Origin of the sequence: Streptomyces alanosinicus, from assembly GCF_014650595.1 — a bacterium.
GTDB classification, from domain to species: domain Bacteria; phylum Actinomycetota; class Actinomycetes; order Streptomycetales; family Streptomycetaceae; genus Streptomyces; species Streptomyces alanosinicus.
Window position 1 is genome coordinate 173,179 of sequence record NZ_BMVG01000004.1, and the last position, 12,722, is coordinate 185,900.

Annotated in this window: 11 protein-coding genes and 1 pseudogene; 9 read left to right on the top strand and 3 right to left on the bottom strand. The window is 69.2% G+C overall.

Translation table 11 applies throughout. From position 1 onward, the window contains the following. Positions 1-7: 7 nt before the first annotated feature. The gene (locus IE277_RS11560) at positions 8-814 is read right to left on the bottom strand and encodes a RecB family exonuclease (protein ID WP_373310772.1); all 807 of its coding nucleotides are present in this window, start codon (positions 812-814) and stop codon (positions 8-10) included. Between the two features lie 395 nt (positions 815-1,209). On the opposite strand from IE277_RS11560, the gene IE277_RS11565 reads away from it, so the two are divergent. From IE277_RS11565 to IE277_RS11575, 3 genes are all read left to right on the top strand, one after another. Beyond that, positions 1,210-2,922 carry a site-2 protease family protein gene (locus IE277_RS11565; RefSeq protein ID WP_189951266.1) on the top strand — a complete coding sequence of 571 codons (1,713 nt, stop codon included), beginning with the start codon at positions 1,210-1,212 and terminating at the stop codon, positions 2,920-2,922. Between the two features lie 74 nt (positions 2,923-2,996). Then, entirely contained in the window at positions 2,997-3,899 is a 903-nt protein-coding gene (locus tag IE277_RS11570) for a tRNA (adenine-N1)-methyltransferase (protein WP_189951268.1), read from the top strand. A 226-nt stretch (positions 3,900-4,125) separates the two neighbouring features. Next, positions 4,126-4,707, top strand: coding sequence for a hypothetical protein (locus IE277_RS11575; RefSeq protein ID WP_189951270.1), 582 nt, complete (start codon positions 4,126-4,128; stop codon positions 4,705-4,707). A gap of 110 nt (positions 4,708-4,817) precedes the next feature. Here IE277_RS11575 and IE277_RS11580 read toward each other — a convergent pair whose 3' ends face one another. Then, positions 4,818-5,120, bottom strand: coding sequence for a ferredoxin (locus IE277_RS11580; RefSeq protein ID WP_189951272.1), 303 nt, complete (start codon positions 5,118-5,120; stop codon positions 4,818-4,820). A 520-nt stretch (positions 5,121-5,640) separates the two neighbouring features. On the opposite strand from IE277_RS11580, the gene arc reads away from it, so the two are divergent. The 6 genes and pseudogenes from arc (at position 5,641) to prcA (ending at position 11,491) form a co-directional block, all read left to right on the top strand. Then, entirely contained in the window at positions 5,641-7,407 is a 1,767-nt protein-coding gene (arc, locus tag IE277_RS11585) for a proteasome ATPase (protein ID WP_189951274.1), read from the top strand. A gap of 232 nt (positions 7,408-7,639) precedes the next feature. Then, on the top strand, positions 7,640-9,151 hold the full coding sequence (dop, locus tag IE277_RS11590) for a depupylase/deamidase Dop (RefSeq protein WP_373310767.1): 1,512 nt from the start codon (positions 7,640-7,642) through the stop codon (positions 9,149-9,151). Between the two features lie 172 nt (positions 9,152-9,323). Further along, positions 9,324-9,542 carry a ubiquitin-like protein Pup gene (locus tag IE277_RS11595; RefSeq protein WP_030608326.1) on the top strand — a complete coding sequence of 73 codons (219 nt, stop codon included), beginning with the start codon at positions 9,324-9,326 and terminating at the stop codon, positions 9,540-9,542. 121 nt (positions 9,543-9,663) lie between these two features. Further along, positions 9,664-9,878: pseudogene (locus IE277_RS11600) on the top strand (endonuclease VII domain-containing protein); the annotation flags it as partial. Continuing rightward, positions 9,830-10,675 (top strand): proteasome subunit beta, encoded by an 846-nt coding sequence (gene prcB, locus IE277_RS11605; protein WP_189951276.1) that lies wholly within the window; start codon positions 9,830-9,832, stop codon positions 10,673-10,675. The pseudogene IE277_RS11600 and the gene prcB, both read left to right, overlap by 49 nt. Before the next feature lie 63 nt (positions 10,676-10,738). Then, on the top strand, positions 10,739-11,491 hold the full coding sequence (gene prcA, locus IE277_RS11610) for a proteasome subunit alpha (RefSeq protein WP_189951278.1): 753 nt from the start codon (positions 10,739-10,741) through the stop codon (positions 11,489-11,491). Positions 11,492-11,585: 94 nt separating this feature from the next. Here prcA and IE277_RS11615 read toward each other — a convergent pair whose 3' ends face one another. Further along, complete coding sequence (locus IE277_RS11615) at positions 11,586-12,605, bottom strand: LacI family DNA-binding transcriptional regulator (protein ID WP_189951280.1); 1,020 nt, start codon at positions 12,603-12,605, stop codon at positions 11,586-11,588. Between the last annotated feature and the right edge of the window lie 117 nt (positions 12,606-12,722).

Genomic DNA, 12,722 nt, shown 5'->3' on the forward strand with positions numbered 1-12,722 from the left:
TCCTTCGCTAGTCCGGGCCCATTCTGCCCTGCGACCCGGACCCCGACTCGTCCGCCCTCACCGGCAGCGGATACGGCGGGGGAGTGCCGCCGAACTCGGGGCAGTGCGCCTGGTGATCGCACCAGCTGCACAGCTTCGTCGGACGCGGCCGCCACTCACCGGTCCGCGTGGCCCGCTCGATCGCCTCCCACAGCGCCCGCAGCTTGCGCTCGACCCGCTCCAGATCGGCGACGACCGGGTCGTACGTCACCACGTCCCCGCTGCCCAGATACACCAGCTGCAGCCGGCGCGGGACCACGCCCTTCAGCCGCCACACCACCAGGGCGTAGAACGTCATCTGGAACAGCGCGCCCTCCGCGTACTCCGGCCGCGGCGCCTTGCCCGTCTTGTAGTCGACGATCCGCACCTCACCGGTCGGCGCCACGTCCACCCGGTCGATGATCCCGCGCAGCCGCAGCCCCGACTCCAGCTCCGCCTCCACGAACAGCTCCCGCTCGGCCGGCTCCAACCGCGTCGGATCCTCCAGCGTGAACCAGCGCTCGACGAGCCGCTCGGCCTCCTGCAGCCACCCGGCCAGCCGCTCCCCCTCCGGATCGTCGGCGAACAGCTCCGTGACCTCCGGCCGGCTCTCCCGCAGCCGGTCCCACTGGCCCGGGATCAGCGCCTTGGCCCGCGGCGCGGTCCGCTCCGCGGCCGGCGCGTCGAACATCCGCTCCAGCACCGCGTGCACCAGCGTGCCCCGGGTCGCCGCCGCACTCGGCTTCTCCGGCAGCCGGTCGATCACCCGGAATCGGTACAGCAGCGGGCACTGCATGAAATCGCCGGCCCGGGAAGGAGACAGGGAGCTGGGCGCGACAGCGGCACGCTCCCCACCGGACGCGGGCACATCCCCGGCGACAGTCGACCGTATCGAGGGGCTCGGCACCGGGGCCGGCGCGGCCGTCGTGGGCGCCGGCCGCGGTGCCTTCGCCGGATCCGTCTGTTCGGCGCCGCCCCCCGGGGCGCCCCCGTCCTCGATGCTGCTGTCCATGTCCACAGACCTTACGGCCCACCACTGACAGTGACCCGGCCGCCGCCCCCGTCCGACCGCTCGACAGCGGGGCAAACACAAGGGGTGCCGGGGCGAAACACGCCACCACGGCCGCATACCATCGACCACAGACCCTTCCGTCCGGCAGGTACGGAAGACGCTTCGAACGAGGGGAAACCGTGGACGTGAGCGGCGGGAGCGGGCAGCCGCGGTCCGGCAACCAAGAGCCGGCCGAGCACCCCGCAGGTCCAACGGCCCCGACGACCGGCCCCACCCGACAGACCGGCCCGGAACCCCGGCCCGACGCAGGCCACCACCAGGACGACGACACCAGGGACCCGGCCCCGGCCGACACAGCCGACACGGCGACCCCCCAGGACACGACCACCCCACCGGCAACCCCACGACCCGTCCCCACCGATCCCACCGCCCCCGGTGACTACGCGACCTCCGAGCCCCCGGCCAACGCCCCGGAGCCCACCGGCAGGGATCCCGAGTGCCAGGCCAACGCCCCGGAGTCCGCCGGCACGGATCCCGAGCCCCCGGCCAACGCCCCGGAGTCCGCCGGCAGGGATCCCGAGCCCCCGACCGGCGGCACGAAGTCCGCCGGCACGGACACCGAGGGCCTCACCCGCGACACCCCGGACCACGGCCGCCCCAGCGCACACGACGACCACCCCGAACACCGGTCCCTCGCCCACGCCGGCATCGCCAAGGGCGAGCCCCCGCAGCGGCCCAAGGAACCCGGCGGCGGCATCCTCATGGGCCGGCCCTTCGGCGTGCCCGTGTACGTCGCGCCCAGCTGGTTCCTCGTCGCCGCACTGATCACCTGGGTCTTCGGCGGCCAGCTCGACCGCGTGCTGCCCGAGCTGGGCGCCGCCCGCTACCTGGTCTCCCTCTTCTTCGCCGTCGCCTTCTACGCCTCCGTCCTGGTCCACGAGCTGGCCCACACCGTCGCCGCGCTCCGCTTCAAGCTCCCCGTCCGCCGCATCCAGCTGCAGTTCTTCGGCGGCGTCTCCGAGATCGAGAAGGAAGCCGAGACCCCCGGCCGGGAATTCGTCCTGGCCTTCGTCGGCCCCCTGCTCTCCCTCGTCCTCGCCGGGCTCTTCTACCTCGCCATGAAACCCGTCGAACCCGGCACCGTACCCGGCGTCCTGCTGGCCGGCCTGATGATCTCCAACCTCATCGTGGCGATCTTCAACCTCCTGCCCGGCCTCCCCCTCGACGGCGGCCGCATGCTCCGCGCCGTCGTCTGGAAAATCACCGGCAAACCCATGAGCGGCACCGTCGCCGCCGCCTGGGTCGGCCGCGCCCTCGCCGTCGCCGTCCTCATCGGCCTGCCGCTGCTCAACCAGTCCGGCGCCCTCGGCGGCGACAACACCGACGCCGGCGGCATGGACACCGTCACCGACGCCCTGCTCGCCGCCATCCTCGCCGCGATCATCTGGACCGGCGCCGGCAACAGCCTGCGCATGGCCCGCCTGCGCGAACACCTCCCCGAACTCCGCGCCCGCACCCTCACCCGCCGCGCCGTACCCGTCCGCACCGACACCCCCCTCTCCGAAGCCCTGCGCCGCGCCAACGCCGCCGGCGCCCGCGCCCTCGTCGTCGTCGACGCCCACGGCAGCCCCCTCTCCCTCGTCCGCGAATCCGCCATCGTCGGCGTACCCGAACACCGCCGCCCCTGGGTCGCCGTCAGCGGCCTCGCCCAGGAACTCACCGACGGCATGCTCGTCTCCGCCGAACTCTCCGGAGAAGAACTCCTCGACGTCCTGCGCGCCACCCCCGCCAGCGAATACCTCGTCATCGAGGAGACCGGCGAGATCTACGGCGTCCTGTCCGCAGCAGACGTGGAACGGGCCTTCGTCAGGGCCATGGCACGACCGGCCTGACAGCCGCCCGCGCAGCCGCACCCTCGGCCCGCCACTGGTCAAAGCCCACCGCAGGAACCCGGTACGCTGGTCACATGTCCGAACCGACCGGTGCCGCCCGCAGACGCGGCCCCTTCAAGGTCGGGGACCAGGTACAGCTGACCGACCCCAAGGGTCGCCACTACACGTTCACGCTCGAAGCCGGGAAGAACTTCCACACCCACAAGGGCTCCTTCCCGCACGACGAACTGATCGGCGCTCCCGAGGGCAGCGTTGTCCGCACCACCGGCAACGTCGCCTACCTCGCGCTGCGCCCCCTGCTCCCCGACTACGTCCTGTCCATGCCCCGCGGGGCGGCCGTCGTCTACCCCAAGGACGCGGGGCAGATCCTCGCCTTCGCCGACATCTTCCCCGGCGCCCGCGTCGTGGAAGCCGGCGTCGGCTCCGGCTCGCTCAGCAGCTTCCTGCTGCGCGCCATCGGCGACCAGGGCATGCTGCACTCCTACGAGCGCCGCGAGGACTTCGCCGAGATCGCCCAGGCCAACGTCGAGCGCTACTTCGGCGGCTCCCACCCCGCCTGGCAGCTCACCGTCGGCGACCTCCAGGACAACCTGTCCGACACCGACGTCGACCGGGTCATCCTCGACATGCTCGCCCCCTGGGAATGCCTGGAGGCCGTCTCCAAGGCACTCGTCCCGGGCGGCATCCTGTGCTGCTACGTGGCCACCACCACCCAGCTCGCCCGCACCGTGGAGTCCATCCGCGAGATCGGCTGCTTCAACGAGCCGACCGCCTGGGAAACCATGATCCGCAACTGGCACATCGAGGGCCTCGCCGTCCGCCCCGACCACCGCATGATCGGCCACACCGGCTTCCTGCTCACCGCCCGCCGCCTCGCCGACGGCGTCGAGCCACCCATGCGCCGCCGCCGGCCCGCCAAGGGCGCCTACGGCGAGGACTACGCCGGCCCCAACGCCGACGGCGGCACCGGCCGCTGACCCACCCCGCACCACACACAACGCAAGGGCGCCGTGCCCGAGTTCCCGACGAACGACGGGAACTCGGACACGGCGCCCGTCCGTTGACACACCACCAGGAGCCCCGCCCTCCAACGCAAGCTCCCCGCCTGCGGGAATCCCGGACCCCGCCGTTCCCCATGCACTGTGACGTGTGGCACCATGCAGGCCACCCCCACCGGCACAGCCCTCACAGGAGACACTCCTCGTGCAGCAATCCGCCGTTCCGGAGCTCGCCCACACCCAGACCCGGCCCATCCACTGGGTCGCGACCGCCACAGCCGTCGCCGGCGTCGTGGCCCTCTCCTCCGTCGTACAGCCCGGATCGGCCACCGCCGCCCAGTCCGCCCCCGCCGTCCAGAACAAGTCCGCCCCCGCGGCCACCCAGCCGCCCAGCACCACCGGCGTCGACTTCCCCCTGCAGTGCGGACGCGTCAAACCCGTGGTCGCCAAGAAAGCCACCGGTGACCTCGACGGCGACGGCCGGCCGGAAACAGTCGCCGTCGTGCACTGCGACTCCGCCATGGGCACCCCGCCCGACGGCGTCTACGTCCTCACCCGCGCCGCCGACAGCGGCAAACCCCGCGTCGTCGCCACCCTCGTCACCCCGAAGGACCGGTTCACCGTCACCGACTTCACCCTGCGCACAGGCACGGTCGCGGCCACCCTGCTCGGCTATTCCTCCGACGCCGTCCCCAACTGCTGCCCCGACCTGAAGACCCCCGTCAAGTGGCACTGGAACGGCACCGCGTTCACCCGCTCCACACCGGCCGACGCCCACAGCGTCTGACCCCGCCGGCGCCCGACCCCGAGACCGGGCCCCGAGAAGGGGCTCAAGACCAGGCCCCGAAAACAGCCGGCCGGGCCCGCACGGGCACACGACCCCGGCCCGGCCCGGACTCACACCGCGTCGGGCCCGTACACCTCGACCCTGTCCGAAACCCGGCGCACATGAATGCACTCGCCGGGACACTCCTTCGCCGAATCCACCACATCCGCCAGCAGCGGCAGCGGCACCGGCACCGTCGCCCCCACCGCCTGCAGCAGCTCCTCGTCCGCACCCTTCACATAGGCCAGCCCGTCGATGTCCAGCTCGAACACCTCGGGGGCGTACTGGGCACAGATCCCGTCGCCGGTACACAGATCCTGGTCGATCCAGACCTCCAGCGCCTCCCCGCCCGGGGCCTCCTGCTGCACGGTCACCTCTCCTGCCTTCGGTACACCGGGCGGCACCGGCACCACGAGGGCCAGCCCGGTCCGCTCCAGCGGCTGTTGAACACCCTCGACCCTACCTCCGGCCGCATTCCGGCCAGCCTCCACCGCCACCGGGTTTCCACCCCCACCCCCTCGGGTACCAGCGCCCGACCAGGACACAGGCGTCCCCACCAAGGAAACGACCGCTTCAAGCCGGGCCGGCGATGACACCCTCCGCCCGGACCGTCGCTCTGCGTAACAATCGCAGAAGCGCACCGCGGGCTGCCCGCAACCGGGCCCACCAGCCCGCAACGGACAACTCCGCCCACTCCTGAAGGGTTTTGACCACGCGATGCCTGGAACAAGCTGCTTCCACATCACGTTGAGTGGGTATCCCCTCCGTGCGAGGGAGAGCGCACCGGGTGACCGACGACACACCTTGACAGTCTTGGTGATCTAGGGGTTTCAATCGACACCCACCCAGGTAGGGTCTGGAAGCGTCCAGCTCCCCTTGGAGGAGGTGAGGACCGTGGCAGCCCACGACGACGACATGAACCGCGGCATCCGCCCGGGACGAGGGTCCGACGACCCGGCCGGGCAGATCGCCTACCTTGAGCAGGAGATCGCCGTCCTGCGACGCAAGCTCGCCGACTCTCCGCGTCACACGAGGATTCTCGAAGAGCGGATCGTCGAGCTGCAGACCAATCTGGCCGGCGTGTCCGCCCAGAACGAACGGCTCGCGAACACCCTCCGCGAGGCCCGCGACCAGATCGTGGCCCTCAAGGAAGAAGTCGACCGGCTCGCCCAGCCACCGGCCGGCTTCGGAGTCTTCCTGCAAGCCAACGAAGACGGCACCGCCGACATCTTCACCGGCGGCCGCAAACTCCGGGTGAACGTCAGCCCGAGCGTCGACCTCGACGACCTGCGGCGCGGCCAGGAAATCATGCTCAACGAAGCGCTCAACGTGGTCGAGGCCATGGAGTACGAGCGCGTCGGCGACATCGTCACCCTCAAGGAGATCCTGGAGGACGGCGAGCGCGCCCTCGTCCTCGGGCACACCGACGAAGAACGGGTGGTACGGCTCGCCGAGCCACTGCTGGACGTCACCATCCGCCCCGGCGACGCCCTCCTGCTCGAACCCCGCTCCGGCTACGTCTACGAGGTCGTCCCCAAGAGCGAGGTCGAAGAACTCGTCCTCGAAGAGGTCCCCGACATCGGCTACGACCAGATCGGCGGACTCGGCAACCAGATCGAAGCCATCCGCGACGCGGTCGAGCTGCCGTACCTCTACCCCGACCTGTTCAAGGAACACGAGCTGCGCCCGCCCAAGGGCGTCCTGCTCTACGGCCCCCCCGGCTGCGGCAAGACACTCATCGCCAAAGCCGTCGCGAACTCACTCGCGAAGAAGGTCGCCGAGGTCACCGGCCAGGCAGCCGGCAAGAGCTTCTTCCTGAACATCAAGGGCCCCGAGCTCCTCAACAAATACGTCGGCGAGACCGAACGACAGATCCGCCTCGTCTTCCAGCGAGCACGCGAGAAGGCCAGCGAGGGCACCCCCGTCATCGTCTTCTTCGACGAGATGGAATCCCTCTTCCGCACCCGCGGCTCCGGCGTCAGCTCGGACGTGGAGAACACCATCGTCCCCCAGCTCCTCGCCGAGATCGACGGCGTCGAAGGCCTGCAGAACGTGGTCGTCATCGGCGCCTCCAACCGCGAGGACATGATCGACCCCGCCATCCTGCGCCCCGGCCGACTCGATGTGAAGATCAAGATCGAGCGCCCCGACGCCGAGGCAGCCAAGGACATCTTCGGCAAATACCTCACCGAACGCCTCCCCCTGCACGCCGACGACCTCGGCGAACACGGCGGCGACAAGACCACTACCGTCGGCAGCATGATCCAGACGGCGGTCGAGCAGATGTACGCCGAATCCGAGGAGAACCGCTTCCTGGAGGTCACCTACGCCAACGGCGACAAGGAAGTCCTCTACTTCAAGGACTTCAACTCCGGCGCCATGATCGAAAACATCGTCGGACGCGCCAAGAAAATGGCGATCAAGGACTTCCTCGAAAAGAACCAGAAAGGCCTCCGCGTCTCCCACCTCCTCCAAGCCTGCGTGGACGAGTTCAAGGAGAACGAAGACCTGCCCAACACCACCAACCCCGACGACTGGGCCCGCATCTCCGGAAAGAAGGGCGAACGGATCGTCTACATCCGCACCCTCATCACCGGAAAGCAGGGCGCGGACACCGGACGCTCCATCGACACGGTGGCCAACACCGGTCAGTACCTGTAACACCAGGGCGGCTGCGGGTGCCCTCACCGGGTACCCGCAGCCCTCTGTTTTCCAGGCCACGACCGGAGCAGGCAATGACGCAAATGATCTCCCCACCAGCGCAAAGGCGTTCTAGGCTCGTTCCTACCGCCGAGGCGCGTAATGCGGGGACGGGCACCGCACACGCACCGGAGCACCAGCGGTACTTGAGCGGCGCCCACGACCGAGGGTGCCGCCCGGCAAGGAGGGCCGCATGACCGTACGGCGAGTAATGGGCATCGAGACGGAGTACGGAATCTCCGTCCCCGGCCACCCCAACGCCAATGCCATGCTCACCTCGTCCCAGATCGTCAACGCCTACGCCGCGGCGATGCACCGGGCCCGCCGGGCTCGCTGGGACTTCGAGGAAGAGAACCCGCTGCGGGACGCGCGAGGCTTCGACCTCGCCCGGGAGGCCGCCGACGCCAGCCAGCTCACCGACGAGGACATCGGCCTCGCCAACGTGATCCTCACCAACGGCGCACGACTCTACGTCGACCACGCCCACCCGGAATACAGCGCCCCCGAGGTCACCAACCCCCGCGACGCCGTCCTCTGGGACAAGGCCGGCGAGCGCATCATGGCAGAGGCCGCGGAGCGAGCGGCCCAGCTCCCCGGCGCCCAGCCCATCCACCTCTACAAGAACAACACCGACAACAAGGGCGCCAGCTACGGCACGCACGAGAACTACCTGATGAAGCGGGAAACCCCCTTCTCGGACATCGTGCGCCACCTCACCCCCTTCTTCGTCTCCCGCCAGGTCTTCGCCGGCGCCGGCCGCGTCGGCATCGGCCAGGACGGACACGAACACGGCTTCCAGATCAGCCAGCGCGCCGACTACTTCGAAGTCGAGGTCGGCCTGGAGACCACACTCAAACGCCCGATCATCAACACCCGCGACGAACCGCACGCCGACGCCGAGAAATACCGCCGCCTCCACGTGATCATCGGCGACGCGAACCTCTCCGAGATCTCGACCTACCTCAAACTGGGCACGACCGCCCTGGTCCTGTCCATGATCGAGGACGGCTTCATCGCGGTCGACCTCGCCGTCGACCAGCCCGTACGCACACTCCACCAGGTCTCCCACGACCCCTCACTGAAGCGACTGGTCACTCTGCGCAGCGGTCGCACCCTGACCGCCGTCCAGCTCCAGATGGAGTACTTCGAGCTGTCGCGCAAATACGTCGAGGAGCGCTACGGCGCCGACGCCGACGAACAGACCAAGGACGTCCTGACCCGCTGGGAAGACACTCTCACCCGGCTGGAGAACAACCCCATGAGCCTCGCAGGCGAACTCGACTGGGTCGCCAAACGCGAACTCATGGAAGGCTACCGCCGCCGCGACAGCCTCGACTGGGACGCCGCCCGGCTCCACCTCGTCGACCTCCAGTACGCCGACGTACGCGCCGAGAAGGGCCTCTACAACCGTCTCGTCGCCCGCGGCCGCATCAAGCGCCTCCTCGACGAGAGCGCCGTCCAGCAGGCCATGACGACGCCGCCGGAGGACACCCGGGCGTACTTCCGCGGCCGCTGCCTGGAGCAGTACGCCGACGACGTGGCCGCGGCCAGCTGGGACTCGGTCATCTTCGACCTTCCGGGCCGGGACTCCCTCCAGCGCGTCCCAACCCTCGAACCACTACGCGGAACGCGAAATCACGTCAAGGAGCTACTGGACCGCTGCCGCACCGCGGAAGACCTGGTCAGGGTCCTGTCAGGCGGCTGAGCGGGCCGAAGGGGCACCCGGCCCGCCCCGGGCGGACGGGGTGGAAATCCCACCGTCCGGGAATCATCGAGGTGGCCCCCGTACGTTGGAGAAACTGCGGGGCCGATGTCGGACCCGGCTTGTAGGGTCTGATCATCACCGATCGGCAGGCGAACTGAGCGGGGTGAGGGTTATGGCAACCAAGGACACCGGCGGCGGCCAGCAGAAGGCCACACGCTCCACCGAAGAGGTCGAGGAGCAGGCGCAGGACGCGCAGGCCTCGGAAGACCTCAAGGAGCGGCACGAGAAGCTGAGCGACGACGTGGACTCCGTCCTGGATGAGATCGATGATGTGCTCGAGGAAAACGCCGAGGACTTCGTTCGGTCTTTCGTTCAGAAGGGCGGCCAGTAGCCTCCGAATCGAAGGTTTTAGGGGCGCTAGGGGTGGAAATCGAAGGATGTGCGAAGCGCTGTGTGCGGTGCCGTGAGTCGAAGCCGCACGCGGCGTTCGCTCGCAAAGGGCCGCACAAGGAGGGGTCCGCTGTATATGCCTTTCGGCCCGCCCGTGCATGTGGATCACTGCCACAACACGGGTAGGGTCCGAGGCGTACTGTGCTTCAACTGCAACTCGGCCATCGGCAAGTTGGGTGACAACCCCGACGCCGTACGCCGGGCCGCTGCCTATCTGGAAGGAAACTCGTGGAAGCCAATACTCGTGGCACCGGGCGTCTACCAGCTGCCTTCCTGACGCCTGGGTCCTCCTCCTTCATGGACTTCCTGTCCGAGCACCAGCCGGAGCTGCTGCCCGGCAGGCGGCAGCTGCCGCCCGTGCAGGGTGTGATCGAGGCGCCGCACGGGACGACGATCGTCGCGGTGACGTTCCCCGGGGGCGTGGTGCTCGCCGGTGACCGGCGGGCGACGATGGGTAATGTCATCGCTCAGCGGGACATCGAGAAGGTGTTCCCGGCGGATGAGTACTCGGCCGTGGGTATCGCCGGCACCGCCGGTCTGGCCGTGGAGATGGTCAAGCTCTTCCAACTGGAGCTGGAGCACTTCGAGAAGGTCGAGGGTGCTCAGCTGTCGTTGGAGGGCAAGGCGAACCGGCTGTCGACGATGATCCGGTCGAATCTGGGGATGGCGATGCAGGGGCTGGCCGTGGTGCCGCTGTTCGCCGGGTTCGATGTGGACCGGGAGAAGGGGCGGATCTTCTCCTACGACGTCACGGGTGGCCGTTCCGAGGAGCACAATTTCGCGGCGACGGGTTCCGGTTCGATCTTCGCGCGTGGTGCGATGAAGAAGTTGTTCCGTCGCGACCTGACCGAGGAGCAGGCGACCACGCTGGTGGTGCAGGCTCTGTATGACGCGGCTGACGATGACTCGGCGACCGGTGGTCCCGATGTCGCCCGCCGGATCTACCCGATCATCACGGTGATCACCGAGGACGGTTTCCGCCGGCTGACGGAGGAGGAGTCCTCCGGGCTCGCTCGTGCGGTGCTCCAGGGGCGTCTGGAGGAGCCGGACGGTCCGAAGGCCGCCGTGCTCTGAGCGCGGGCCCCGGTTTCTTATCAAGGTGATCCAGTGACCAGGACAGAAAGGGACGGATAACCGGTGTCGACGCCGTTCTATGTCTCACCTCAGCAGGCGATGGCCGACCGGGCGGAGTACGCCCGGAAGGGCATCGCCCGTGGCCGCAGTCTGGTGGTCATGCAGTATGCCGACGGGATCGTGTTCGTCGGTGAGAACCCGTCCCGTGCACTGCACAAGTTCAGCGAGATCTATGACCGGATCGGTTTCGCGGCCGCCGGTAAGTACAACGAGTACGAGAATCTGCGTATCGGTGGTGTCCGGTACGCGGACCTGCGGGGTTACACGTACGACCGGGACGATGTCACGGCGCGTGGCCTGGCGAACGTCTACGCGCAGACGCTGGGCACGATCTTCTCTTCGGCGGCGGAGAAGCCGTACGAGGTGGAGCTGGTCGTGGCCGAGGTGGGGGAGACCCCGGAGGGTGATCAGATCTACCGGCTGCCGCATGACGGTTCCATCGTGGACGAGCATGGTTCGGTCGCGGTGGGCGGTAATGCGGAGCAGATCAGCGGTTTTCTGGATCAGCGTCACCGTGACGGGATGACGCTGGCCGAGGCGTTGAAGCTGGCCGTGCAGGCCTTGTCCCGTGACACCAACGGCAGCGAGCGGGAGATTCCCGCGGAGCGTCTTGAGGTGGCGGTGCTGGATCGTGGGCGTCCGCAGAAGCGTAAGTTCAGGCGCATCGTCGGTCGTCAGCTGTCGCGGTTGCTGGCGGCGGAGGGTGCGGCCGCGGAGGCGGAGAGCGCGGAGGAGGACGGCTCCGAGGAGGAGTGACCGACCAGACCTGCCTGCCTGCCTGCTTTTGTGTGCCCCGGCCGTTCTTCCGGCCGGGGCACATGGCGTTCGGGCGGGCTTTCTCCGTGGGGGGCTAGGCGGCCGGTGGTGGGGCTGTGGAGCCTCGTACGACGAGGTGGACAGGGATGTCCCCGCTCTGGGGTTGCCGGCCCTCCAGGACGGCGAGGAGGGCTTGCATGCCGCGTTCGCCGAAGAGTTCGGCGTCGAGTCGCACGGTGGTGAGTTCGGGGTCGATGGCGGTGGCGAGGCCGAGGTCGTCGACGCCGGTGACGGAGATGTCGTCGGGGATGCGCAGGTCGAGGCGGCGGAGGGCCTTGTAGGCGCCGGCGGCGAGTTTGTCGTCGTCGCAGACGATGGCGGTGGGCCGGGGGCCGGGGGTGGTGGTGAGGGCGGTCTCGGTGGCGGTGAGGGCGCCGTCGATGGAGATGGGTGCGCGGGTTGTTCGTAGCTCGGTGCCCGGTACGGCTGCGAGGTGTGCGGCGAGTTCTTTCGCGCGGATCTCGAAGGTCCATGAGGGGACGTCGGCGGCCAGGTGCAGGATGTGGCGGTGGCCGAGGTCCAGGAGGTGTGCGGCGACCTGGCGGATGGCGTCGGCGATGTCGAGGTTGACGGTGGCGGCGCCGAGGCTGCCCGCGGGGTCGCTGTCGAGCATGACCAGAGGGAGCTGGTCGCCGCGGATGGCGGTGAGGGCGTCGGCGGCCATGGAGGAGGCGATGACGCCGTCGAGGGCGGCCTGTGCGGAGGCGAAGGGGTCGCGGGCGGGGCCGATGCCTTCGGGGGAGGGGTAGAGGACGACGCCGAAGCCGTGCTCGGCGGCCACGCGTGCGGCGCCGGTGTAGACGCCGGCGAAGAATTCGGTGGTCAGGGCGGGTACGACGAGCAGGACGGTGCGGGTGCGGCCGAGGCGGAGGTTGCGGGCGGCGAGGTTGGGCCGGTAGCCGAGTTCGCGTGCGGCGTGGCGGACGCGTTCGGCGGTGGCTTCGGATACGCGGCCGCGCCATTTGTCGCCCAGGACGAGTGAGACGGCGGCTTGGGAGACTCCGGCCGCTTGGGCGACGTCCCGGCTGGTCGGGCGCGTGCTGCTGGGTGCCACCGTGGGCGTGCTCCTCTGTCGGGTCGTTCGTCTGGACGTGTGAACAGCGCACATGGTACGTATGGAGAGGGAAGTTATACGTAAAACGTAGGGTCGTCGCGGCGTCCCCGCCGAGCT

What these genes read in the sequence shown, in the direction of transcription:
- dop (WP_373310767.1), top strand. Translation starts at nt 7,640, where the DNA reads ATGACCGTACGGCGAGTAATGGGCATCGAGACGGAGTACGGAATCTCC.
- IE277_RS11560 (WP_373310772.1), bottom strand. Translation starts at nt 814, where the DNA reads ATGCAGTGCCCGCTGCTGTACCGATTCCGGGTGATCGACCGGCTGCCG.
- IE277_RS11570 (WP_189951268.1), top strand. Translation starts at nt 2,997, where the DNA reads ATGTCCGAACCGACCGGTGCCGCCCGCAGACGCGGCCCCTTCAAGGTC.
- IE277_RS11595 (WP_030608326.1), top strand. Translation starts at nt 9,324, where the DNA reads ATGGCAACCAAGGACACCGGCGGCGGCCAGCAGAAGGCCACACGCTCC.